Annotated in this window: 28 protein-coding genes; 4 read left to right on the top strand and 24 right to left on the bottom strand. The window is 37.0% G+C overall.

Annotation, left to right across the window (positions count from 1 at the left end):
* Nucleotides 1-147: 147 nt before the first annotated feature.
* Nucleotides 148-582 (bottom strand): peptide-methionine (R)-S-oxide reductase MsrB, encoded by a 435-nt coding sequence (gene msrB, locus BTR25_RS15860; RefSeq protein WP_075689023.1) that lies wholly within the window; start codon nt 580-582, stop codon nt 148-150.
* Nucleotides 572-1,105, bottom strand: coding sequence for a peptide-methionine (S)-S-oxide reductase MsrA (gene msrA, locus BTR25_RS15855; RefSeq protein ID WP_083652414.1), 534 nt, complete (start codon nt 1,103-1,105; stop codon nt 572-574). The genes msrB and msrA overlap by 11 nt, the downstream gene beginning before the upstream one ends.
* Before the next feature lie 291 nt (nt 1,106-1,396).
* On the opposite strand from msrA, the gene BTR25_RS15850 reads away from it, so the two are divergent.
* Nucleotides 1,397-2,158, top strand: coding sequence for a DUF4397 domain-containing protein (locus tag BTR25_RS15850; protein WP_075689021.1), 762 nt, complete (start codon nt 1,397-1,399; stop codon nt 2,156-2,158).
* 80 nt (nt 2,159-2,238) lie between these two features.
* On the opposite strand, the gene BTR25_RS15845 is transcribed toward BTR25_RS15850, so the two are convergent.
* The 6 genes from BTR25_RS15845 to BTR25_RS15820 all read right to left on the bottom strand — a co-directional run bounded on the left by BTR25_RS15845 (nt 2,239) and on the right by BTR25_RS15820 (nt 8,204).
* Nucleotides 2,239-2,817: a YpmS family protein gene (locus tag BTR25_RS15845; protein ID WP_075689020.1), complete on the bottom strand. Its 579-nt coding sequence runs from the start codon at nt 2,815-2,817 to the stop codon at nt 2,239-2,241.
* Nucleotides 2,818-2,823: 6 nt separating this feature from the next.
* Complete coding sequence (locus BTR25_RS15840; RefSeq protein WP_075689019.1) at nt 2,824-3,648, bottom strand: SGNH/GDSL hydrolase family protein; 825 nt, start codon at nt 3,646-3,648, stop codon at nt 2,824-2,826.
* A 111-nt stretch (nt 3,649-3,759) separates the two neighbouring features.
* Nucleotides 3,760-4,335 (bottom strand): SCO family protein, encoded by a 576-nt coding sequence (locus tag BTR25_RS15835; RefSeq protein WP_075689018.1) that lies wholly within the window; start codon nt 4,333-4,335, stop codon nt 3,760-3,762.
* Nucleotides 4,336-4,418: 83 nt separating this feature from the next.
* Nucleotides 4,419-5,570: a Ger(x)C family spore germination protein gene (locus BTR25_RS15830; RefSeq protein ID WP_075689017.1), complete on the bottom strand. Its 1,152-nt coding sequence runs from the start codon at nt 5,568-5,570 to the stop codon at nt 4,419-4,421.
* Nucleotides 5,560-6,675 carry a GerAB/ArcD/ProY family transporter gene (locus BTR25_RS15825; RefSeq protein ID WP_075689016.1) on the bottom strand — a complete coding sequence of 372 codons (1,116 nt, stop codon included), beginning with the start codon at nt 6,673-6,675 and terminating at the stop codon, nt 5,560-5,562. Before BTR25_RS15825 ends, BTR25_RS15830 begins: the two co-directional genes overlap by 11 nt.
* Nucleotides 6,676-6,686: 11 nt before the next feature.
* On the bottom strand, nt 6,687-8,204 hold the full coding sequence (locus tag BTR25_RS15820; RefSeq protein WP_083652412.1) for a spore germination protein: 1,518 nt from the start codon (nt 8,202-8,204) through the stop codon (nt 6,687-6,689).
* A 182-nt stretch (nt 8,205-8,386) separates the two neighbouring features.
* On the opposite strand from BTR25_RS15820, the gene BTR25_RS15815 reads away from it, so the two are divergent.
* The gene (locus BTR25_RS15815; protein ID WP_075689015.1) at nt 8,387-9,271 is read left to right on the top strand and encodes an MBL fold metallo-hydrolase; all 885 of its coding nucleotides are present in this window, start codon (nt 8,387-8,389) and stop codon (nt 9,269-9,271) included.
* 36 nt (nt 9,272-9,307) lie between these two features.
* Here BTR25_RS15815 and BTR25_RS15810 read toward each other — a convergent pair whose 3' ends face one another.
* From BTR25_RS15810 to BTR25_RS15795, 4 genes are all read right to left on the bottom strand, one after another.
* The gene (locus BTR25_RS15810) at nt 9,308-10,150 is read right to left on the bottom strand and encodes a DegV family protein (RefSeq protein WP_075689014.1); all 843 of its coding nucleotides are present in this window, start codon (nt 10,148-10,150) and stop codon (nt 9,308-9,310) included.
* Nucleotides 10,151-10,280: 130 nt separating this feature from the next.
* The gene (locus tag BTR25_RS15805; protein ID WP_075689013.1) at nt 10,281-10,532 is read right to left on the bottom strand and encodes a DUF2535 family protein; all 252 of its coding nucleotides are present in this window, start codon (nt 10,530-10,532) and stop codon (nt 10,281-10,283) included.
* A 208-nt stretch (nt 10,533-10,740) separates the two neighbouring features.
* A complete protein-coding gene (gene tatC / locus BTR25_RS15800; protein WP_075689012.1) occupies nt 10,741-11,478 on the bottom strand; it encodes a twin-arginine translocase subunit TatC in 738 nt (245 codons plus the stop codon).
* 124 nt (nt 11,479-11,602) lie between these two features.
* Nucleotides 11,603-11,797 carry a twin-arginine translocase TatA/TatE family subunit gene (locus BTR25_RS15795; RefSeq protein ID WP_075689011.1) on the bottom strand — a complete coding sequence of 65 codons (195 nt, stop codon included), beginning with the start codon at nt 11,795-11,797 and terminating at the stop codon, nt 11,603-11,605.
* Between the two features lie 313 nt (nt 11,798-12,110).
* On the opposite strand from BTR25_RS15795, the gene BTR25_RS15790 reads away from it, so the two are divergent.
* Nucleotides 12,111-12,347 carry a hypothetical protein gene (locus tag BTR25_RS15790; protein ID WP_075689010.1) on the top strand — a complete coding sequence of 79 codons (237 nt, stop codon included), beginning with the start codon at nt 12,111-12,113 and terminating at the stop codon, nt 12,345-12,347.
* A gap of 27 nt (nt 12,348-12,374) precedes the next feature.
* On the opposite strand, the gene BTR25_RS15785 is transcribed toward BTR25_RS15790, so the two are convergent.
* The 7 genes from BTR25_RS15785 to BTR25_RS15755 all read right to left on the bottom strand — a co-directional run bounded on the left by BTR25_RS15785 (nt 12,375) and on the right by BTR25_RS15755 (nt 18,586).
* Complete coding sequence (locus BTR25_RS15785) at nt 12,375-12,863, bottom strand: dihydrofolate reductase (RefSeq protein WP_075689009.1); 489 nt, start codon at nt 12,861-12,863, stop codon at nt 12,375-12,377.
* Complete coding sequence (locus tag BTR25_RS15780; RefSeq protein ID WP_075689008.1) at nt 12,860-13,654, bottom strand: thymidylate synthase; 795 nt, start codon at nt 13,652-13,654, stop codon at nt 12,860-12,862. Before BTR25_RS15780 ends, BTR25_RS15785 begins: the two co-directional genes overlap by 4 nt.
* A 46-nt stretch (nt 13,655-13,700) precedes the next feature.
* Complete coding sequence (locus tag BTR25_RS15775) at nt 13,701-14,405, bottom strand: anthrax toxin lethal factor-related metalloendopeptidase (RefSeq protein WP_075689007.1); 705 nt, start codon at nt 14,403-14,405, stop codon at nt 13,701-13,703.
* A 122-nt stretch (nt 14,406-14,527) separates the two neighbouring features.
* Nucleotides 14,528-15,106 carry a TerD family protein gene (locus tag BTR25_RS15770; RefSeq protein WP_075689006.1) on the bottom strand — a complete coding sequence of 193 codons (579 nt, stop codon included), beginning with the start codon at nt 15,104-15,106 and terminating at the stop codon, nt 14,528-14,530.
* 78 nt (nt 15,107-15,184) lie between these two features.
* Nucleotides 15,185-15,796 carry a TerD family protein gene (locus BTR25_RS15765; protein WP_075689005.1) on the bottom strand — a complete coding sequence of 204 codons (612 nt, stop codon included), beginning with the start codon at nt 15,794-15,796 and terminating at the stop codon, nt 15,185-15,187.
* 45 nt (nt 15,797-15,841) lie between these two features.
* Nucleotides 15,842-16,912, bottom strand: coding sequence for a toxic anion resistance protein (locus BTR25_RS15760; protein WP_075689038.1), 1,071 nt, complete (start codon nt 16,910-16,912; stop codon nt 15,842-15,844).
* A 36-nt stretch (nt 16,913-16,948) separates the two neighbouring features.
* On the bottom strand, nt 16,949-18,586 hold the full coding sequence (locus BTR25_RS15755) for a YceG family protein (RefSeq protein ID WP_075689004.1): 1,638 nt from the start codon (nt 18,584-18,586) through the stop codon (nt 16,949-16,951).
* 346 nt (nt 18,587-18,932) lie between these two features.
* Here BTR25_RS15755 and BTR25_RS27170 point away from each other — a divergent pair, with 346 nt between their 5' ends.
* Nucleotides 18,933-19,178: a hypothetical protein gene (locus tag BTR25_RS27170; protein ID WP_139311260.1), complete on the top strand. Its 246-nt coding sequence runs from the start codon at nt 18,933-18,935 to the stop codon at nt 19,176-19,178.
* On the opposite strand, the gene BTR25_RS15750 is transcribed toward BTR25_RS27170, so the two are convergent.
* From BTR25_RS15750 to BTR25_RS15730, 5 genes are all read right to left on the bottom strand, one after another.
* Nucleotides 19,175-19,975, bottom strand: a complete 801-nt coding sequence (locus tag BTR25_RS15750) for an HAD family hydrolase (protein WP_075689003.1) — start codon at nt 19,973-19,975, stop codon at nt 19,175-19,177. The genes BTR25_RS27170 and BTR25_RS15750 overlap by 4 nt on opposite strands.
* Nucleotides 19,972-21,093 (bottom strand): cysteine protease StiP family protein, encoded by a 1,122-nt coding sequence (locus tag BTR25_RS15745; protein ID WP_075689002.1) that lies wholly within the window; start codon nt 21,091-21,093, stop codon nt 19,972-19,974. The genes BTR25_RS15750 and BTR25_RS15745 overlap by 4 nt, the downstream gene beginning before the upstream one ends.
* 5 nt (nt 21,094-21,098) lie before the next feature.
* Complete coding sequence (locus tag BTR25_RS15740) at nt 21,099-22,466, bottom strand: phosphoribosyltransferase family protein (RefSeq protein WP_075689001.1); 1,368 nt, start codon at nt 22,464-22,466, stop codon at nt 21,099-21,101.
* On the bottom strand, nt 22,408-23,604 hold the full coding sequence (locus tag BTR25_RS15735; protein ID WP_075689000.1) for an HpcH/HpaI aldolase/citrate lyase family protein: 1,197 nt from the start codon (nt 23,602-23,604) through the stop codon (nt 22,408-22,410). The genes BTR25_RS15740 and BTR25_RS15735 overlap by 59 nt, the downstream gene beginning before the upstream one ends.
* A 127-nt stretch (nt 23,605-23,731) precedes the next feature.
* Nucleotides 23,732-24,505, bottom strand: a complete 774-nt coding sequence (locus tag BTR25_RS15730) for a TerC family protein (protein WP_075688999.1) — start codon at nt 24,503-24,505, stop codon at nt 23,732-23,734.
* Nucleotides 24,506-24,563: the final 58 nt, after the last annotated feature.

Here is a 24,563-nt window from a genome sequence, read left to right as displayed (position 1 = left end):
GAAACTTCCATCAGTGGGGTTTTCTTCTTCCACACTGATGGTTAGTTGAACACCCGAGCTTTTATGGGCAGTTATCCCCCCACCTATAATTTCTCGTATTCACTCCTAACCTTAAGGTGAGGGATCTTACTGCCCGTTAATGCGGCTTTATTTCTGGCTAAATAGGTTGAGATACTCTCCATATCCTTCTTTTTCAAGGTTCTCCTTTAGAATGAACCTCAATGAAGCAGAGTTAATGCAATAACGGAGACCATTTGGTCCTGGACCATCGTCAAATACATGACCTAAGTGTGAATCCCCTGATTTACTTCTAACCTCTGTCCGGACCATAAAATGACTGTGATCAGCTTTTTCGATAATTTCCTCATCTGTTAGCGGCTTCGTAAAACTCGGCCAGCCACATCCAGCGTCAAATTTTTGCAACGAACTAAACAGCGGTTTTCCTGAGATGATATCTACATAGATTCCCTCTCTTGTCTCATTCCAATATTCATTACGGAAGGGCGGCTCTGTTCCGTTATTTTGAGTTACCTCAAACTGAATGGGTGTTAGTTTTTCTTTCGACTGCTCATTATTCTTCATTCTTTTCCCCCCAATGCCTTTTTATAAAACCTTCCCGGCCAGATCCGACATGATAGCGTTCATAATGAGATTGATTCTTTTTGTAATAATGCTGATGATATTCCTCCGCTGGATAAAAGGCTTTAATAGGCAGTATCGGTGTCACGATCGGTTTTTGAAACCGTCCGCTCTCTTGCAGCGCTTGTTTTGATTCTTCTGCAAGCCTTTTTTGATTCTCGTCATGGTAGAAGATTGCTGTTTGATAAGACTGTCCGCGGTCATAAAACTGCCCTCCAGCATCAGTCGGATCAATTTGCTGCCAATACAATTCAAGAAGTCTTTCATATGGAAAAATGTCTTGATTAAACGTAATTTGGACTGCCTCATAATGCCCTGTTGTTTCTGAACAAACCTGTTGATAGGTTGGGTTTTCAACAGTGCCGCCTGTATAACCAGATACAACCTTTATGATCCCCGGCTGTTCATCAAACGGTTTTACCATACACCAAAAGCACCCTCCAGCAAATGTTGCTGTTTGCTTCATATCTCCCAAATTTTTCACCCCTTGTATTCATTGCTACCTGAATATGAGTATAYAGAATCTAACCAAAGAAATAAAATTTTCTAGATCAAAATAAAAAATCGAACCCATTCAACTGGCTCGGTTTTTAAAATTATTTAAAAGATTTTTTTTATTATTCATTTGTTTCTTGATATTTTTCCGCTTTTAAAGGAAAAAAACTAAATTTTAAATGGAAACCTGGTTTTAGACACCTACCTAATATTGATTGAATAAATTAAGTGGTAAGATACATCAGAAAGGAGCAAGAGCTATATGCATGAAGATAAGAACCACCTTTACTACTTACAAAAGGCAGCCTCCTATGACCTGTTAGCACAATACTATAAATACTCAAGCCCCCAATTACACATACACTATTATCTAAAGCATTATAAAAACCTTAATTCAGCAGTCATGAAGAGGAGTAATCAGCAGCTAACTCAGACAGTCATCCAAAATCATGCTAAGATTAGATTCCTTCATACCTCCCCAGACGCCCAGGATGTTGATATCTATATAAACGGCCATTTAATCTTGAAAAATCTAGCTTTCAAACAAATTAGCAATTATCTTTCATTAACGGCAGGGAAATATCATATAGATATCTATCCTGCAGGTAATATGCTCGACAGTGTGTTAAATAAAAAGATTTCCATAGAACCAGGAAAATCTTATACTTTTGCAGCAATTCATCCAGTAAAAAAACTCCGTCTTCTTTCCTTTGTCAATGAACCAACCGTTCCAGTTAATGAATCAAAAATACGGTTCATTCACCTTTCCCCTAATGCACCTGAAATAGATATTGCCGTAACGAAACGGGATGTCGTTTTCCCAAATATCTCCTATAAAGAGACTACTGATTATTTAGGTATCTCACCTATGTCCGTAGACTTTGAACTGAGAGAAGCGGGCAGCACCAAAGTTATTTTTCCGATCCCTAAGGCAGACTTTAAACCAAATCAAGCATATACCATTACCATCGTTGGACTTTTAAACGAGGAACCCGGTTTGCAGGTCCTAATTCACACTGATTAAATAGGTGCTGGATTTAGCTTCCAGCACCTTCAAAAAAACTATAAAATTAAAAGAAAACAGCAGGTGCCTCTGTAAAGATTTTATTCTACTGGTACTAAAATCGTAAAAGTAATATCGTCATTTTTTAAGTCAAACTTATTTGCCTTTACTTTTATGTCACTTTTTATATTTAACTGCTCCATGTTAACATAAATAAGTTTCTCATTTGGCCTAATATCTACTCCACTTGGCAGCTTGTAATTGTCCCTGATAAACTTTAGAACATAAGCAACTGGTAAATCCAAACTTCCAAGAGAGATTGAATTTTGCTTCAGAATTAGGTCACCATTATCCAAAGCCTCTGGCTCGAAGGTCAACTTCATGTTCAGTTGCTGACTAAAGAACGGTATTGTTCCGAATAGCTCGACTTCATCTCTTAATTGAACCTCGTATTCAATTGGTGAGTCTGCTGCTTCCTTTTTTAGAAATTGGTTAATCAACCTATTTAAATCATCTTTATTTGATCGAACATGAAACGAAACATTATTACTTTCTGGGTTTTTTTGTTGTATCCATTCTTCTTTCCCCGGTGGAATCAAAAATAAAAATAAAATGATAATCACGATTAAAAGGTCTAACCCCAATAAAAGGAAGAATCCCTTTTTCCATTTGTTTTTCATAGGAAGTTAATTCTCCTCTTTACTGACCATAAACGCATTTTTCACTAGATCAGGTAATGTCCGTTCCTCAATTGTTTCATTTAATCGTTCTGCAATCAACTCATACCCTCTATCGTTTGGATGAAAATTATCAGTATACAATAAATTCTCACCTGAATTCATAAATAAGTCCTCAATATTTACAAAGTAGCCATTTGTATAATTGGATATCACTCGTTTTCCCGCTAGGTTCCAATCATATACTATTTGATTAAGTTCCTTAATATCTGAAAACCACTGTGAAAAGGGATTATATAATCCAACCAAAACAATACATACTTGTGGATTCACTTGAACAATCGTGTTCATGATTTGGTAAAGATTATTTATATAGAATTCCCTCTCCTTTTCAAAATCCGAAAGCTGAAGGTTATAGAAATTATCCTTAACTACTTTCATAATATCATTTCCACCAATAGTAAGTATAACTAAGTCAGCATTTTGAAGAGCATCCTTTAACTCTTGTGTCTGTAGTCTTTTTAAAAGTTGGTCTGTACGATTACCCTTTATGCCAAAATTTAAAAAATCAACTTCCTTAATTCCCTTTTCATCCTCGAGCATAGTTCGTAAATATGGCAGGTATCCGCCCTTTTTTGTACTATCGCCTATCCCCTGTGTCAATGAATCACCTGCAGAAATGACTGTTAATTTTCTAGGGACAAAATCAGCTGGGACTTCTTCATAGACGACTGCCGTAGCCTCTTTTCCCTCATGCAAATTCAAGGAAGTGGTTTGGCTGCATGAACTTAAGATCATAGCTGAAAGAACAAGAAGGGTGAACGGTTTATACATTTATTTCACCTACCCCCTTACCTAATATTATTATAACACGACAAAATAAATTCAAAACAAACTAGTAATACATCATATTCACACCTAAAAAAATAGACCCCTTTTTAAGGTCTATTGTAATGACTCCATATCATTAAGCATTTCATCAAATGGAACATCGTTCAAACCAGAATAGTATTTTTTTATTTTACCGTCCGGGCCTACAAGATAAATGTATGTCTGGTGAATAACTTGATCTCCTTCTTTTGGTTTTTTCACTAGTGTTTTAAAGGTTTCTCTCGCAAAATTCTCAATAAATTCCTGGGAATAACCGGTCAAAAATGTCCAATTGCTTGTATCAAGTTCATATTGATCTGCATAAGCTTTTAACACTTCCGGAGAATCCACGGTTGGATCGACACTGAAAGAAACAAATTCGACATTTTCCAAGTTTCCATCCTTCACCATTTTTTGCAGCTTCATCATATTCGCGGTCATTGGAATACACACATCTGCGCAATTCGTAAAGATAAAATCCGCTACCCAAATCTTACCATCCAAATCCTTCCTTTCGAATGGCAATGCATGTTGGTCAATTGCTGTAAATTCATTAACCGGATAATCAAGCGGATTTTGGATCCCTTTTTGTCCACAGGCAGATAATAATAGTGCAATCGTTACCATAAAAATTGTTACTTTTATTCTCATAAATATATCACCTACAGCCTTCACTTTTCCTATCTCGTGATTAGTTTAACAAAGATTTTATTAATAGGAAAGAGAATGGCTTGCTACTCTAAGGCACCTGTTTTTGAAATAATATTTTTGACCTTAACATCAAATTTTGCATTCTTATATATTTCTTTCCAATTTTTATTTTCCAGAGCCTCACCCCTGACTTTTGCCATATATTCATTACCAAATCCTACAGGATCAACTTTATTCTCTTGGAAAAAAACGAGTAGGTCCTTAAGTTGTTTTTCTATTTCCTTACTCATTTTATCTTCAATAAACTTTACATTCTCTGGTTTTCCTAAATCAAGTCGTTGTGTCGCTTCAAGTAATCTTGATTTTAAGTACACCTCAACCTTAAAAACTAGATTCTTCTTATCAGTTAGTGTCACCTTTGTATCACTTTGGATATTATCTATCGTAATAAATAACTTATTGTACACGTCCTTATCTGTTCGTCCAATCTGATTTTTTATTACCTTTTCAAAGTCTTGTCGGTTAAATGCTAATTCTTTTGAACCTGAACGGTATTTGTCAGCTAGTACTTTTAAATAAAAAAGCTTGTCATTATCTAATCGAGCAACCATACGATCATCATTAAAAAGCGCAACCCCCGTAATGCTAACATTTTCCTTATCTGCTTTTATGATTGGCAGGACTGGATCCTGACCAAAATCTGCAAAGCTATGATTAAATTCATGCAGCGTCGGGGAAATCAATTGCTCATTCTCGACATTTTGTCTTATTAAATTATACAAATAGGTTCCGATGTTTACCTTTACCTTTGATTCATTCACTTTCACAATTGAGCTTGCATCCTCTTCAGCTATTGTTAAGTAGACCATATTTCCTACCGTTGGATCACGATTTAGAGCATCTACAAGTTGAAAGATGCCTTTTCTAGCCAATTCGTGACTGTAAACTACACTTCGAAGCTGCCCCATTACAAGTTGTTGATCTGTTTCAAGATTTATCTCCGCTCTTAACGTCTGGATCGTATTGGCTTCTGAACTAATTTGCTTAGTTAGAACTTGTTCTAACGGGTCAAATTTAGACACTACCAATGTACCTTTGATTTCGTTTTCTTTTTCCAAATCAAAGCCTATTACTGTTATTAATCCTAAACGTTCCAATTGGTGAGAATCCACACAACCAGTGATAAGCAGTACAGAAGCTAAAGCGATTAAAAACTTATACCTATTAGGCCGCATCAGCATTCTTCCTCCTTGATAATCTCTTTTTTATGTATACGATAATCGAAAGAAGGACTGGATAACAAAAGGCAATATAAAAACCTGCTTGTGCTACCATATCAGTTAGAGTGTTCATCTGATATCTCGTTTTAATAAAGAAGGATGCAAAAAAGGTAACTAAAGCAATTATCCATATTCCCGTTTTTTGCCGTCGAACCATCATTCTAGAAAAACCTCTGGAGGCTGCCCATAGGTACAAGCACATGTTTGGCAGGATAATMAACATCCAAAAAGAAACAGCGATAAACTCAAACCTTTCTAAATTAGGGAGCCGAACCACTTTAAACATCGATATAACAGGCCAGATGGTTCTTTCAAGGCTGGCTGAAGCAAAAAATACAATGGAGAGAAGGGTAAGTAAGGTAAATATTAGAGTAGTGATACTATTTCCTATTTGTGCAAAGAGCATTACCCTTTGTTTGTTTTTGATAAATGGATATACGAACATCAGGATTTCAAAACCCATTAAGGAAAGTGAAGTACTGTGAATCCCTTTGATGATATCTTTCATATTTACATTAAAAATTGGAAACAGATGATTGAAATCTCCGTACCGAAAGGGGATGAGTATAACAAAAACTATCCAAATTGTCCCGACCACGGAGAGGAAAGCAAATCCAACAACCACTCTGATTCCCCCGTAAACCGTATAAATGGACAAAACAATAAGTACTAGTGCCAATGGCCAGGTAGGTAAAGTAGGAAAGATCCATACTTGAACAATTTCAATATAATTCATATATATCACAAAAAAACTAGTTGACATATATGTCATATAGATAACGCTTAATATACTGCCTAGCCATTTTCCGAACACATCCAAGTGGATCCCATATAAGTCAGCATTCTCATACTGCCTTAGCATTTTGGTAATAAACCATAAAACGACAGAGGCTGTCAGCCCTCCTAAAAAAACAGATATCCATGCATCATGCTTTGCCTCTAAATAAACTATTCTAGGCAGACCTGCCATCCCTACTCCCGCTTGAATAGAGTGAATGATAAAGATTAGCATGAACGCATTAAATAATAATCCTTCCTTCGGATGTAAATTTACTTTCATGTTAATCGCTCCTATTCATCTACATCCTTTTTTTTCCTACCCTTCATTTTAGGAAACCGATTATTGTCCTCAGTGCGATTTGTTAAGGGACGATGTGAAAGGTATTGAAGCGGAATTCTAAAAAAACTATATCCAAAATCTTTTATCCTTAACGGATAAACAGGTGTGAGGTAAGGTGAACCTAATGTTTCTAATTTAATTAAATGAATTAAAATGAAGCAAAAAGAGATCATTAAACCAATCCCGCCCCATAAACCCGCTAAAAAAATAATCGGAAAACGTATCATTCGAATTGCAGTCCCCATTATATAGCTTGGTGTTGTAAAAGAACCGAGTGCACTTAACGCGATGATAATAATTAAAATATTACTTGTAAATCCAGCTTCAACTGCTGCTTGCCCGATTACAATACCACCAACAATACCCATTGTCTGGCCTACTTTAGTCGGCAGCCTAGCCCCTGCCTCCCGCAATAGTTCAATAACAAATTCTAGTAAGAGAGCTTCAAATACAGGAGGAAAGGGCACTCTTGACCTTGATTCTCCCAAAGAAACTAATAAGGGTGAAGGAATCACTTCATAATGATATGTTAAAACCGCAACATAGGCTGGTGTAAGTAATACAGACAAAAATGTAGCAATTAACCGAAGCATTCTTAAAAACAAGCCCATGTTCCAACGTAAATATACATCCTCCGTTGACTCAAAAAAAGTAAAAAATGGCGTTGGGCCATAAAGGGCGTCAGGGCTACGGTCCATAAGGACGGCCACTTTTCCTCTAAATAAAGCAATAGAGATTCTGTCTGGCAGCTCTGTTGTCATTAACTGAGGAAATACTGACCAGCTATTGCCATCGAGATACTGTCCTAGGACAGTCGTTCCTGCTACATAATCAACCTCTAAATCCCTTATTCTTTGCCGAAAGGTATTTACAATTTCTTCATCGGCAATCCCCTTTATATAGACAATCTTGACTTTAGTTTTTGATCTACTGCCGATAGTAAGGTCTTCCATGCATAAATCTGAAGTTTTTATATTATTCCTCAACAGATTAATATTGCCGCTCAATGACTCAGTAAAGGCTATTTTAGGGCCATAAACTAGAGATTCTGTTTCAGCTTTTTCTAGTCCTCTTACAAGTGGTTTACTAATGTTAGCTAATATTCCAAACGGCTGGCCCTCTACATAGATATAGACTTTACCATTATTAACACCATCGACAACCTCGTATATTTGATTAGCACCAGACAAGTCCGCAATTGGAATAATCTTCGCCAAGGACTCACTAGTCCACTGCACTTCAGTATTCATTTGAATCGGCTTAATAATAAATTCCTCAAGCTGATTTTTATCAATTGCGCTATCCATGAAGCAAAAAATCAGCTTTTCCTGCTCTTTTTTTAAGATTCGATAGGCAAGGTCTGTGCCCACATTCAATTCCTTCTGTATCTGTTCCTTGAGGATTTCAATTTCTAAGCTATGTGCTTTTGATTCTTCTGCCGGTTTATTTCCAGATAACCATTTGAACATAAGCAACACCTTTAAACATGTAATTTTTTATTATATTTACCAATAAACTGATTTTTACCCATAAAACCCATAATTGAACGAGTGTGGGAGCAAGAATATTATATATTTTCAGAAAGATATGATATAATGAGTGAATATTCATTCATAAAATCTTAATTTTGAATTTTAGTGAGGTGTTAACAGTGGAAAGAATTGGTCCAATCACAATTGTAGAGGGTCCAAATAATAGCAAAGTCCCTTTCTCTAGAAGCTTGTATATTCATTGTGAAGATAAAGTCCTAATTGACACGGGTGCAGAACCAGCAGCATTAATTACAATAGACAAGGATTACGGAGTCGATTTAGTGATAAACACTCACTATCATCCCGATCATACATTAAATAATCATCTTTTCAAGAATGCGAGAAAATGGATTAATCCGATTGAATATGAAACAGTTCAATCAATTGAAGGTATAGCTAAGGGGAACGGCATTTATCAAGAATGGGGTGAAAAGGGAGTAAATGTGTTCCAAAAGCATCTGCCCGAGGAGTGGGTTAAAAGCCTTGGAGATATTTCCGGAACATATCAGTACGAAACGGAATATGTTTTCGGAGACGTAAAAACAATCTTTCTGCACACACCAGGTCATACGAAAGGCTATTCTAGCCCATACTTCCCTGAACTAGGGATTGTATTTGTTGGTGATTTTGATATGACGTCATTTGGACCCTGGTATTTTGGAACGGATGGTGATATCAATGAATTTATTAACTCGGGCAAGCGGCTACTCAGCATTGATGCGGATACTTATATTACGGGTCATCAAAAGGGGATGTTCTCTAAAAAGGAATTTCATTCTGCAATGGAAAAATATCTAACTGTTATTGACAAACGTGATAAAGTCATTGAAGGATATGTAAATAAAGGGATCAATTTTGAGGAGTTAACAAATATCGGGATATTTTATCCAAAACATATGCTCGATAAGTTGATCTTAAAAACATGGGAGCGCAGTGGGATCCGCAAGCATTTACACCGCCTTGGATATACCGTCCTGGAATCAGAAATTTCTTTAGCAAAATAAATAGGATGGTGCATTATGCACCATCCCTTACTTCCATTATTCAAAATAGTACATCAAAGCAATAGCCCCTGGTCCTGTATGTGTACTGATGGTTGGACCCGTATAATCAATTTTAATATCCTCGAACCCCGTTAATTCGATAATTGAATCCTTTAATTTTGATGCTAATTCGTATGCCTCGGCATGAACAATCCCTGCTCCCCGGATTGTCTTGCCTCTAACATCTTCGGCAAATTGCTTTGCCAGCCATTTTACAACTTGTGAATGACTTCGCACCTTGGCTACTGGGTTATATTCGGCTCCTTCAAGCGAGGCAATCGGCTTGATATTAAGTAAGGATCCAATAAAAGCCTTCCCTTTACCAATACGTCCGCCCTTTACCATGTTCTCTAACGTATCCACCATAATATAAAGTTTAGTATGATTACAAACCGTTTCAAGACGAGCTAAGATTTCCTCCATACGTTTTCCCTGCTTCGCCATTTCAGCAGCTTCTCTCACCTGAAATTGTAGAGCAAAGGAAATGAATCTCGAGTCAAGAACCGTCACTTTTGTCTTCGTCATTTGTGCTGCACTTTCTGCAGAACGGACCGTTCCACTCATTTTCCCTGTCATATGTATTGATAGCACTTCGTACCCTTCATCCCCAAGCTGGTCATACACCTCAAGAAAAGTACCCGCTGACGGCTGAGAACTTTTTGGTAATTCCTCTAGGCCTTTCATCGTTTTAATAAATTCAGCTGGTTGTATATCGACTCTGTCCAAATATGTTTCACCATTTATTGTTACTGACAAGGGTACTATTACAATACCTAATTGTTCAGCCATTTCTTTTGTCATATCCATTGTTGAATCAGTTACAATCTTAATTTTGCTCATATAGTCACATCCTAGAGTTTACTCCCTTGTATTATACAGGTAACCGCATCTTTATGATATAATTTCCCCTATTTCAAGGGAAAAATTATAAAAATAAAAGAACATCGGTCACCCGATGTTCAAAAATAAATTAAGCATTATTCTTTAATTCTCCGACCTTAAACAATTCTTCATAGTCAGGCCATTTCATCACTTTTTTCAAGTACTCTTTAAAAGAGTAGCATTTTTTTGGTTTTCTCTCCTGATAAATGGTCGAGATAAACCCCTGCAAACGGACTTGGATCATAAATTTATAAGTGCTATCTTCCTCCAATACTGGAATATCCATGACTTTAACCTTCTGTCCAACAACATTTTTGAACTCTAGGCTTTTGAATAACAAAATATCAATCCTCTTTTTCACCCGTTTGTTTATATTATACACCCTAATCCACTCGAAATGTGTCTTAATATGCTCGGAAAATGAAAAAATATTATGAACATTTTAGGATTTATATTAAATAATTAGAAATTAAACGAATCAATCTCAAAACAAGAAAAAGACCTTCAAGATTGCTGATGAAGGTCTTCTAACATATTATTTTTAAAGTTTAGGCTTCGTAAGGTTCTTCTTCTTGCTGTTTTTTCAAACGTTTACGGTAGACAATCTTTGATAAATTAATACTTATTTCATAGAGGAGCAATAGTGGCAATGTTACAACAAAGTCAGACATAAAATCTGGAGGAGTAATAACGATTGCAATAAGAATTAATACAAAATATGCGTATTTGCGGATCTTTGATAGTACAAAAGGATTAATAATCCCTAGTGACGTTAGGAACATGACGACAGCTGGAAGCTCAAATAACACTCCAAACGGTAAGGTCATGTTTAAAATAAATCGGAAATATCGATCCGCGGTAAAGTTAGTTACAAACATATCTGCTCCCATTTTTACTAGGAATTCTAACACCATCGGGAAGATAATAAAGTAACCAAAAGCAAGACCGACAATAAATAAAATGAATAATGCTGGAATGTAAGATAAAGTTATCTTTCTCTCCAGAGGTTTAAGGGCTGGTTTAACAAAAACCCATAATTGCATAGCCAGTACTGGTATTGTTCCAGCAATGGCAATGATTGTCGCAATCATAAAGTAAACCCAAATGATATCACTTGGTCCTAAAACAATTAATTTAACATCTAGGTCGCGTACAATCCAATTATAGATATCCCCTACATAAATAAATCCAACAATGAAAAAAGCTACAAAGGCAATTGCAGTAATAATAATTCGTTTTCTAAGTTCATCTAAATGATCAACTAATTGTAATTCTTTATCTTCCATGTATTTCCCCTGCCAATATCAAAGTTGAAAATTATATACCTGTCCGTATTCTAATCGAATGTAAGTTTATTAACATATTAATAGTCTAAAATCAGTGAAAAAAAGATGCAAGAAATCTTACACCTTATTTAGTCAATTTTTTCTTTTCTTCTTCAATGTCATCCATTACATCGCTTGTTAGCTCTCGTGTTGATTTTTTAAATTCCTTTAACGTTTGTCCGAATGCACGCCCAATTTCTGGAAGTTTCTTTGGTCCAAAAATAATCAAAGCCAGCGTTAAGATTAAGATTAATCCGGGTATTCCAATATTTGAAAACATTACATTTTCATCCCCTTAATGTTATTATCTTTTCTACTACGATTATAGTATAGAAAAGATGTTTTGCGTTAAAAACCGTTATTAATTCATAGGAATTTCACAATATCTATTAAAAATTACTTAAGTGTGACAAATAGCATTTTTTAAAGCACCAAGTACTCCTAACAATTTAACAATATCTCCATCTGAAGTCAATGTAAAAAAGAATGCTATAATTGTAAAAATATTTTGACAACTATACTTTTTTTCATATATAATTTCAACAAAAGGAACATATACTATTGAAATCCTGAATGAAATGGATGTGAGAAAGATGGAATTTTCACTCAGTAGTTTTGATGGGGCGTTGCCCGTAGAAGTCACCATCGACGAAGACAATGGAAGGTACACCATTCGCAAAAGCGACACAAGCGGGGAATTCTTCAATAGTCCAAACGAATTAATTGAATGGGTGAAAGCACACTTCCGGGAGGAAGATTTCTGCCATCCAGATGAATTCAGAGGAATGCTCGCAAAACTAAGCGACTACGAATTGAATGGCTCCTACTAAAAAAGAAGCATCAGAGCGATGCTTCTTTTATTTTTTTCGGTTATAAACTCTAAATTCATAATCATAAGGATTTTTTTCATTTTTGATTCCTTTTTCAAAAGAGGTAAGTTCCCATTGTGATAAATCAAAATTAGGAAAGAAAGTGTCTCCGGAAAACTCTTCTAGGATTGCCGTCAAATAGAGGCGCTCAGCGAACTGGAATGTCTCTTTAAAGATTTCTGCTCCACCAATGACAAATACTTCTTCATCTGAATGTTGACAATTCTTTAAAAAATCCTCTAAATTGTAGAACACTGTACATTCTGGCGAATGAAAATCCATTTGACGGGTAATTACTATGTTTTCTCTTCCTGGAAGGGTCCTTCCAATTGATTCATGAGTTTTCCTGCCCATGGCGATAGGGTGTCCCATTGTAACTTTTTTGAAGAACTTTAGGTCCTCAGGTAAATGCCAGGGTAATTGATTGTTTTTTCCAATTACCCTGTTTTTATCCATTGCAACGATAAAGGAAATCATACACTCACCACCCCTTTAATGTGTGGATGGGAATCATATCCCTCTAAGCTAAAGTCTTCGTATTCAAACGAAAAGATATCTTTGACCTTCGGATTTAACTTGATTGATGCAAGTTGCCTAGGCTCTCGCGACATTTGTTGTTTTACCTGTTCTAGATGATTTTGGTATATATGAACATCACCAAATGTGTGAACAAATTCACCAGGTTCTAGATCACATACCTGGGCAATCATCATGGTTAGCAGTGCATACGAGGCAATATTGAACGGTACACCAAGAAACACATCTGCAGAGCGCTGATATAATTGACATGAAAGCTTCCCATTCGTTACATAAAACTGAAATAAGCAATGACATGGTGCTAATGCCATCTGGTCAATCTCCGCTACATTCCAGGCGTTAACAATTAGTCTTCTAGAATTAGGATTTGTTTTAATCTGATCAATTAGTTCACTGATTTGGTCCACTGTTTTTCCGTCAGCACCTGTCCAAGAGCGCCATTGATGACCATATACCGGGCCCAATTCTCCGTTCGCATCTGCCCATTCATTCCAAATGCGGACACCGTGGTCCTGCAAATATCGGACATTTGTGTCTCCCTTTAGAAACCAAAGTAGTTCATGGATTATAGACTTCAAGTGAAGTTTCTTTGTCGTAATTAGCGGAAATCCATCTTGTAAATTAAATCTCATTTGATACCCAAAGGTACTGATGGTTCCTGTTCCAGTCCGGTCTCCCTTTTCATGGCCATTTTTCAATACATGCTCACAAAGTTCCAAATATTGCTTCAAAAACCGACACTCCCTTGTCTATCATTACTATTTTTTCATTTTAACATTAGTTTAGACTTTTTATAAGGAAAAATGTTTGGGGGGCACTTGAACGTAACTGCAGCTTCGTTTCCTCACTAAAATAATACATCGCATAAGTTTCAGCAAAATATTCTTCTGAGTGCATAATGAAATAAGCATTCCCTGGAAACAGAATACCTCTTTCTTGTTCCCAGATACTTTTAAACTCAGGATTCTGACTAATATTATTATAGAGATAACGGTCAATTGAATGGCCCATTTCATGAAGTTCTAGATTAATAGAGCTATGTCCTTGGCCTTTTTCACTTGAACCAATTTTAACAAGAACTACCTTTGAACCTCCAATACCAGGAACATTATCCCAAGTTTGATCTGCTGGGTACCCTCTTGGAACAATACCAGCAAGGTGACTGGCTGTCGGGTTATCCGTTAAATTGCCTGTAAAGAGTTTTAGGACAATATTTTCTTTTATTAGTTCTGTTAATACAGATTCCGGTAAAGTTCCAATCCGATTAATGATATCTGCCGCTTCTTGTTGATTAAATAAATTTTTTGGCAGCAGCACAATATGATTCAAATAGGTTTGTGATTGTTCGTTAGTGATTGCTTGGTGCAGGTGAGAGTCTTTTGGAAAATCAGCAAGCTTAATGCTGTCAAAAGATGCCTGTGAGGTGGTAATCATCGACAGAAATAAAGCAGTAATGAACGAGGTAACGACCCATTTACGCATGCTATATTCTCCTAAAAGTAGATTTTAATAGAATTATAACATGCAGGGGGACAACTAGGTTTTAATATTACTAGGCAAAAGACCCATAAAAAGGAAAAAAAGCTGCAGGCCGCAGCTTTTTATTATACCTCTAATCCGAAATTACGACAAAGGGAGGCTAATCCACCTGAAAAACCACTACCAACTGCGTTGAATTTCCACTCGCCATTATGTCGATAAAGCTCACAAATAACCACGGCTGTTTCAATTGAGAAATCTTCACCAAGGTCGAATCGAAGAATTTCTCGGTTCGTCTCTTCATCAAATAACCTGCAAAAGGCATTTGAGACTTGACCAAAGTTTTGGTTTCTTGCTTCCGCATCATGAATCGTTACTGAGATCGCTATTCTATGAACATGAGATGGTACTTTACTGAAATCTATTTTAATCTGTTCGTCGTCCCCGTCACCTTCACCAGTCCGGTTATCACCCGTGTGCTCTACTACTCCGGATGTGTGTACTAAATTATTATAGAAGATAAAGTCCAAATCCTGAGTAACCCTGCCATTTGCATCAGTTAAAAAGGCAGATGCATCTAAGTCAAAGTCTTGTCCGCCATGATAGCGGTTTGTATCCCAGCCAAGTCCAATGATTGCTTTTGTTAGCCCTGGATTCGTCTTCGTTAAATCAATTCTTTGTCCCTTTGATAAATTGATTCCCATATATATCACCTCTATTTTTTACGTTATAAAAACAAGGCCTTGGAACAAGGTATGCTTGTCCCAAAGGCACATGGTTGGTTAGCTATAATTACGGACTACTTCACTCAGGCCAGAGGCATTTGTACCGGTTCCGACAGCAGCAAACTTCCACTCTGTGTTGTGACGATAAATTTCTCCTACCACAAGACAAGTTTTCCCGTTATAATCATCTGAAAGATTATAACGAATAAGTTCCTGCTGATTAGCCGGATTTACCACTCGAATAAAGGCATTGCGAATCATTCCAAAATGCTGCTTTCTTTTAACACAATCATAGATATTAACAACAAATACAAGTTTTTGAACATTTGTAGGAACTCGACTTAACTCTACCATTACCTGTTCGTCATCACCGTCTCCATCTCCAGTTAAATTGTCTCCAGAGTGTTGAACACTGCCATCACGACTTTTTAGATTTCCAAAATAAATGACATCATTGTTATTCTGAATTTTATCATTGGCACCCAGCATGATGACAGAAGCATCACAGTCAATATTAGCACCGCCACCTCCGCCAAATAAAGAGCCGAAAAGGCCGCCGCCTCCACCGCTTTGTACTGGATCCCAGCCTAGTCCTACCAAAATTTTTGAAAGTCCTGGATTACCTTTTGTTAAATCTACTCTTTGACCTTTTTGCAAACTAATAGCCAAATCATTCACCCCATTAAGAAAATTTTTGAAACTATATAGTAAAGCTTATTGTAGCTTTAGCTTTTTAAAATTATCCTGTAACTGTTCTAGGCGTTTAGTCCCCTCTGAACGCAGGCGCTTATTTTCCTCTTCTATCGCTCTTGTTTCCTGCATACCCTTAATGATAATGTTCCAAGATTCTTCTATCGTTTCAATCTTAATACTTGGTCCTCCAGCCAGCCTGGCAATATCTGTACTTTGCTTAGAAATATTTTGTGCATTCTTCAGGAGCATTTCATTTGTACGGCGATCAAGTTCACTCATTGATTCCGCAACAAGTTTCTGCCGCTTCGCTGCTACAGCTTGAATAAGACCATTTTTAAAGATTGGGATTGTGGTAACGAAAGCTGAATTTATTTTTCCAATCAGCTTTGTATTTCCTCTTTGCAATAAACGTATTTGTGGTGCAGTCTGCAAAGAAACCATCTTAGCCATCTCTAAATCGTAAATCCTTTGTTCCAACAGTTCAATTGCATTTCTAAGTGTGTCCAATTGCATGGATGCTAATTGATCACCTGCTTGTGCACGTGCTTCTAGCTGTGGCAGCTGAGTGTTTTTAAGGTCCTCTGCCTTCATTTCACCAGCAACTACATATTTTTCTAGCGTTAAATAATATTGGTAGTTTTGCTCATACATTTGTTCAAGCATTTTGGTGGAGTCAACCATTTCATGCTGATATTTTGAAATCTCAACGTATACCTTATCAATTTCTGATCCCATTGTCTGGTACTTGCCAAACACTTTTTCAATCATTTTCTCGCCTTTTTTAAAGAGCTTAGCGAAAAATCCTGTAGAAGATTTTTGAAAGTCTTTTGCATCAAACTTATCCATAATACGGCCTAGCTGTTTTATAAGTTCCCCAGAATCCTCTACCTTTGTCGATCGCATATTCCCTAGTATTTGATCAGAGAAACGAGATATTTGAACAGCAGGCTCTTTACCGAATTCCAATATTTTTATTTGATCTCGTTCATCAATTGACCTAGCAAGGTTCAGTACCTCCGTTTCCTTCCTGAGGGCAAGCTTGATGTCTGAAACCTTTGCTTCACTTAGTGTATCTTCAGTTGTCGTAGTCATTAAGTTAGCAGATTGATTTTGTGATACGTTCACGCTTTAATCTCCCCTTAAGTTTTTTAGGATTCCTTGGAATAAAATTTTCTTTAACCTAGAAGGCTCTTTATACTCTAATTCAAAAACTACATCCTCAAGCCAATGAGTATCAAACAGATTTTCGTCAAGAAAATTTTCAATATCATTATGAGCTGGAGGGTTATAAATGACAATGTCAATACCAAACTGGTTTAATAACAGCAAGAGTGCTGCGTCAGATCTGGAAAGCATTCCATTGGATTCGTTATTGTAGATAATTAATTTTGGAATATGCTGGGAATAGTCGAATTTCTCCATCAATTGAATTAATTCTTTAGGAGTATACATTGACTGACTAAACAAGTAGATTTTAAGCTCTTCAAAACTTTCCCCTGATAAGGGCTTTAATCCAGGATTTTCACAGATACGCCGGATAGCATTGGCAATCCCTCTTTGCAGACCGGTAGGTAGAAAGGAATATGGCCAGTAATGAGCCTGCATGATTTTTTCAGGAATTAGTAATCCATCTTTATCAAGCGCATTTCGATAATGAAACCGAAAATCATTTGAGCTTGACCATGTAAAGGGCAATTGGCGAATTAGCAGGCTATAATCATGTTGTGCAAGTGCCTGTATCCTTTCCCAAAATTCCTTTCTATTCCTGCTAACCCCTTGTATTTTGGCAAATAGTGAAGGTACTTTAACGTGATTATTTCCGACTTCAAACCCAGGGCGGATCATTGCAATTTCTTTGCCCAGTATAAAAAGTTCGTCGTAGGTTGTCTTCAACGTTATCGAGGAAGGTGTGTAGTCCCTTAATTGCCATGGTTTATACAGCCCCGACCCTTCTTGGTTCAGAATGGTTTCTATCTCCCTAGAGGCACGATAAGCCACTGTCGTTTTTCTGCTTCTTCTTTCCTTTGGAAACGGTTCTGGCGGCATTTTATTTGGGAATTGATGAGTGAATATATCTTCATTCATAACATTTTCCAACACGTCCTTGCCTTCTGGATGAAAAAGCACCACATCACAGCCAAGTTTAATTAAAAAAGAGATGAAGTACTGATGGCTTTTTTTGGCCTCACCATACCAAAGAAACTTAGGCATACCTCTTTCAGGATCCGCATGCTCGAGGGAAGGGTGCAAATGATTCATTGACCATTTTATTAAGTCGACTAATACCCTTCTCAACTCAGGACTCTTTAACCCTGAACTGTCCTCTGCTGCAAACAATTCAAGTGTATAAATCATCGCTTCCCTAATTTTCCGATGTACGGCAGGAACTTTAGACTTGAACAGCAGCTGTTCACCATCTAAAAAAGCAGTAAAACGGTTAATAGACAGCTTCTGTTCATGATTTATATTTAACACCTTTTGAATCGATTGGAAGTGTAGATTATCAATTTTTTTATTAAGGGATTCCTCGCTTATTAGATGCAAATTATTGTCAGAAGAATTCACATAATCAAAAAGCTGATTATAATACTCATCCGTATCAATCGGGACTCCAAGGAACTTCCCGAGAACCTGGCCAATTTGAACAGTACCCCTATCCGATGAAAATTCAGGCCGTTCTGAAAGAGGTTTTTTCAAAAGGTCAAACCAATTTTCATACGAAAGGGATAAAATCCGCACATTCATTTGGTTGTATGGTAATTTCATTCATAATCCCTTCCCTTTAGAAAAACTTGGCATTCTCCAATCTCTAAGGCGAGTGCCTTAGTTTTTCTTATGCATCAGGGAAGTACAATTTTGAAAAAATTATACTTTCCTATTAGCCAAAAAAAGCGACAGATTTTTTTAGCTTTAGCACCCTAGCGCTTCCACTTTCGACTTTTAGTAAAATTATGTAAAGATATGTTACCATCATAACACAGTTAATTATTTGGTTCATTTGTTTATACGAAGTAATCAAAAAAATGTTTCACAGATTGGGTAATTTCGATTTTCACCCTTTCTCTTGTCCCAACATATATTTGAGTACACACATATTAAGTAGGTGACTCAAATGAGATTTCTATATAAGCGGCCAAGATTGGAGGATGTACACGAAGAATTATCAACCCTTATGGACTTAATGGTTTCTAAAACCTTCGTGATGATTGACTTATTCTGGTGCTGTATCATTTTTACGCTGCTTCTTTCTCCTGTACTTCCCTCAATAATGATGACCATATTATTCTTTTGCGGCAGCTATATCGTTTTTAATAGCATTTATTTTATTTTTTTCTATCCCTCTATTAAAAAGAGTTAGCTTTTCATTAATAGTGAGGCTCGGATATTCTTGAGAATCTCTTCGCCAGCAGCAATGCCGAGCTTATTTGTAAGGGTAATTAATGAAGCATCAACATGTTCTTTCAGTTCTCCATGTTTTGGAACAAAAGAATAGCGGCATTTTTGGAGGAAATCCCAGTCAAGAACCGAATCACCCGCACCTGCAAACGCTTCCATTCCTTCTCTTTCACAAATGAACTCAAGTGCATTTCCTTTACTAATAAGCTTTGGTATAAAGTAAAGCTTTCTTCCTTGCAGACTTAATCTCCAGCCATATGAGGCTGCAAGTGCACGAATACCCCTTTGTTCAAAAGACGATGGAAGACCATTTAAAATAAAATAGAAGAATAACTTCTCTACTTTTTTTAATTGTCCATCAAAACAATAACCTTCTTTTAATAGGGTGGAAAGAAATTCATCCAGTCCTAATACTTCATGAGCCATTTGGGAAGACAGATTTTCTGACCACTCTTTTAAGGGATTACCCTTATACAAAATATTGGCTCCGTTAGACGTGATCGCATAGGGCAATGAAACTTCACTTTCAAAGATCACAAATCGTTTAAATTGTTCTGTTGTCCTTGTGGTTACTGGTATAAATAAGCTCTCCCGGCTCAACTTTTTTAAATCTGAAAAAGCCGTCTCTGTCATATAGCCTACCCAACTGCCATCTTTCCTTTCTACTGGCTTCAATTTGGTTTCTCTAGAATGCCCCAGCTCATCAAGTGCTCTTCTAGAGTACATTAAGGTTCGATCTAGGTCAGAAGCAATGATCATTTTTGCAGCCCCTTAACCGATTTTATTAACCCGCAGCACAAATAATTTAATTCAGGATAGGGAATGACTTCTACACCTTTTTCCTCGGCAAGCATCAAGATATGTCTGACGTAAGGACTTTCCGGATCGCGCATCAGTATTTTCCATGGAACCCGTCTAAGTAAAACACGAGTAGTCTCACCTACTCCTGGTTTTATATAGTGCGTACTCTCAATCTCAAATTCACGTTGGATTTTCTTTACGTCTTCCATTCCTAGAAACCCAGTTTGTATCTCTTCGTGATTCCGAACTGCTGCAACGTCAGCTGCCTCGTCAAAAACAAAAGGAAATTCCTCACTAATTAATCTAATATAATCATTTGAAACATCGTCCGATAAAAGCTCACGGTAATATTTGGCACCATGGAAATCCTCTGCGCCAATATACCTATCGTTTAAAACAGTCCGGCTTACTAGTCCAGAAACCGTAGAATTCAGACATGCACTCGGAATGAGAAAATCCTCTCTCGTTCCAAAAAGTGTCGTACAATATCCGGGATCTGCAATTACTGCTAAAGTGTCATCCAGAGCTATTCCATGCTTGTGTTGGTAATCTTGGCATGCCTTTGTTAACTCCAGTGAAATTGCTCCTTTACCCGTCCATCCATCCACAAATTGGAGATTCCCTTCAGGATGTTTCGCCAAAATATATTGTATGGCGTTTGTATCAATCCCCCTATCACGAATGATAGAGACACTATAATGAGGCATGGAAAATCCGTAGCGTAACTTAATATACTTTTTTATTAAGATCCCCACAGGAGTACCAGCACGAGCAAGGGATACAAGAATGGCTTGGTCGCCTTTTTTTTGATAGATTTGCTCTGCTACAATACCTACGCATAATGCTACTTTTTGTTTATATTCCATAAGGGTTTTCCAAAAAAGGTTAACATATTCTTTCGGCGGCTGGTACTCTATCGGCAAAGATTCACTATAATGCTGGCCTGATTGAACCCTAATTTCTCGATTATCAGTTGTATCCTCAAGCTTTATCTCACTTAAATCCTTTAATAGGAATTTGACATCTTCTTCGTGATAGCTTCCGATTTTTGCAGGTTGATTTGTGAGTATTGACATTCTTCTTACACCTCTAATTGCGCGAAAAAGACGATTTTTATCGACTTTATCTGTAATTTTTCCAATTGCGTCAGCACGGGACGCAGTTTCTCTTCCATTACTTCCCTTTCAATAAAAACGAATAATTCGTCATATTCTCCCGGGGGAATGTTATAAACATAATGACAAATGGCTTCATCTTCTGGGTTTGGAAAGGTAATCCCATACCTAGCTCCATAGCCATCCACATTTGCGGTGTAAATAGGGCTCCTTGTTGTAGATTGATAAGATACGTCACCGCCCATTTCAGCAGCTAGTTTCATTGGGATATACATAAATTCCCCGGTTCCCAAACATAGTGTTCTAGTACCTGTTCTATTCTTCTTTAGCACAGAAGCCGCTGCTGTTATTTTTCTATGCAGGCTTTCATTCCTGTCACTGTTAATGCCAAATCTCCCAGTTTCTTCTATAAAATGGGTATTACCCTGTTGGCCTGTTAACTTGAAAGACTTTGTTTTACTAAAAAAAGGTGACAAGGACAAGGACAAAACTTCTGTTGTTGGTTTGTCTTGGAGATCATCTTCTGCTTGCTTTCCATGCACTTCATCAACCTTTTTAAATGGGTCTACAAGAATCTTTCCAGCTAGTAAACTTACTATATGAACGATAACCCCAAATTCTTCCTCTAACTGTTTAACTTGATTGATATGTTCATCAGACCGCCAATCTAAAATGGATACAATTGTATACTCTTTTCTAGGAAACTGAGTGTGAATTGACCGAATGATGTTTATTGCTGTTTTACCAGTTGTCATTTCATCATCAACCAAAATTATTTCTCTGTCATTTTCAATTAGTTCTATTGGAATATAGCAACGATGTGATGTCGCATGTGAATGCTCCTCTTCAAAGGTAATCGATGGCTCTTTATCAAAAATCTCCTCCCGAGTGGTATGAAAGTAGTCTGCATTTTCGAAGCAATCAAAAAATGCATGCCCGAGAGAAGTAGCTGTCTCGGCAAAACCGATGACAACTGGATTAATATGTTTTGGAATAAAAGCCTTATAATGAAAAAAAGGTTCTTCCTGGTGAAACAAATTAATAAGGCTTTCTCTTTTCTCCGCCTCAATCCCTTTAATTGTTTCTATGTATCTAGTACCGAGAAGTGCACCCGTTAACAGACCCTTGTTTGGATTAATCGGTAAATGCTTTCCGAGCACCTTACTAACAAACAAAAAGGATCGCCTTTTATTGATTCTTGCAGCCATTATAAATAGCTCTTCTAATGGTAACAGATACGGATTGTCCGTTACTTCAATATCGACGTGAATCGAATTAAGAATGGTAAACGAATGCGTCTTTTTTAATAAGGTCGATGTTTGTAATATCTTCATGCAGCACCCCGTAAGCTTGAGACTTTAAAATTATTTTTTTTGCCCAAAAGTAATGTGGCTTTATTTCATTCATTTTGTTTTCAAAATTACTTTTCTTTACACCAAGTTCGCCGTCCGCTGCATCAACAATTTCACAAGCGTCAATGTACTCCTCATTAGAAACAACATTCAGTGCTTGAACTGCTTTGATATGTGTAGGATGAATTACCGTTTTACCAGTTAAGCCATTTGCAATATCCATTAATACCTCTCTCATTAATCCATCCATATGCTGGTCAATCAGCTCTGCTCTCCATTTTAAACCCTCAGCCCCATACCTTTCCCGAAAAGGTGTCTGCCTTAATTGTGGCTTTAGCATTCTAGGCTTGGAGGAGAAATATTCCCATACTGGCCCTGAAAGAACATATGGACTATCTGATCTCTGAAAGACATTAATAATATCAGCTATGCAGTCTCTTAAAACAGCAATATCATAAACAGTAGTATCAACACTTCTGCGAATCCCATATAAACCACAAAAGTCAGTTGCACCGATTCTTACATTTAAGATGTTATCCCTATAGCGATCAACAAGCTGCTTAATTCCCATTAATTCATTCATTCTTGTTTCCTTTTGAATCACTAAATCTGTTTCTAGAATGGGCATCGCATAAAAGGGCTGATTCTCTTTGTGGATCTTTGTCACCTCGTAAAGAAGTTCTTCTCCAGATTCGACGCTAAATTTAGGTAAAACGATGCCGGTTAAAAGCTGGATACTCCCGCCCAATTGTTCTTTGATTCTGATAAATTGCTCTACGTTTCTGACACGGATAAAGATTAATGGCAAATCATCTACGGTAAAGAAGTTTTTATTAATTTCATCATAAAGTTTTAGTATTTCCTCAACTAGCATGCTTTCTGCTCTACCTACCTCATTGTCGCCAACGGCATCTTCAAGATCGATTACGAGAGATGTGAGACCTTCATGCTTTTTAGATAGGATATCCTGGTGTATGTTGGGGCGGGTAGCAGGCATATAAAGTGTTGCCCCTAATCCATAGGATAGAAGCTCTCTATTGGAATACTTATTAAATGTTTGGGGCTTTTTATAGAAAAATTGCTCTAACTCGTTTTCATAAAGATATGTAAAAAACCTCATTCTACTTACTCCTTAATTGAAATAATGGATGTGTTACATATAAGAATCAAACAGACCATTTCACACCCAAAATAAAAAGAAATGGGGATTGACTTTCGTCTCCCCATTTTATGTTGAACATGTATGATTATGATTCTCCGCCTGCAGCTTTCTTCTTGTTTCTGAAGTGAACAACAAAAGTGCCTGCAAAGGTAAGGAGTAATAAAATAAAGAAATGAACATGCTCGATATGGATACCAAATACCGCCAGAAGCATCTTGGATGCGATAATCAGGATTAAGACATACGCTGAAGTTTCCAACTCAGGAATGCGGTCAATTAGTTTTAAGAAGACCCCTGCGATTCCCCGCATCATTAATACCCCGAGCATACCGCCAAGCAATAATACCCAAATCTCTTCACTGATACCAAAAGCTGCAAGTACGCTATCAACAGAGAATGCAATATCCATTAACTCAACCGCAGCTACTGTTCCCCAGAAGTTACCAAATAAGCGGATCAAAAGACCAGATTTGTTTATTTCATGATTTTCTTCTTCGCCCTCTTTTTGCGATTCTCTACGTTTATCGATAAAGTACTTAATGGCTAACCAAGCTAAATATCCTGCTCCAAGGATCTTCACCCACCAGAGCTTAATTAAGAATACCCCTACACCAATGGCGATAAAGCGGAAAACATAAGCACCTAATAATCCATAAAATAAAGCTTTTCTACGCTGTTCCTCTGGTAAATGCTTAACCATTACCGCAAGCACAAGCGCATTATCAGCTGAAAGTAACCCTTCAAGAATAACCAGTGTACCAATTAACCCCCAGCTCACTGGGTCTGTCAGTACTTCTCCCCACATTTCCCAGTTAAAAAATTGTGCATAAGTATCTATAATTGCTTGTAAAACGGACATTAAATCTGTTCCTCCTAGTAGTAACACATGTTTTATAAAAGACCCAGACTAGCTGGGT

This window comes from Bacillus sp. MRMR6 (genome assembly GCF_001940785.1).
In the GTDB taxonomy this organism is placed as follows: Bacteria; Bacillota; Bacilli; order Bacillales; family Cytobacillaceae; genus Neobacillus.
This window is presented reverse-complemented; position numbering and strand designations above follow the sequence as displayed.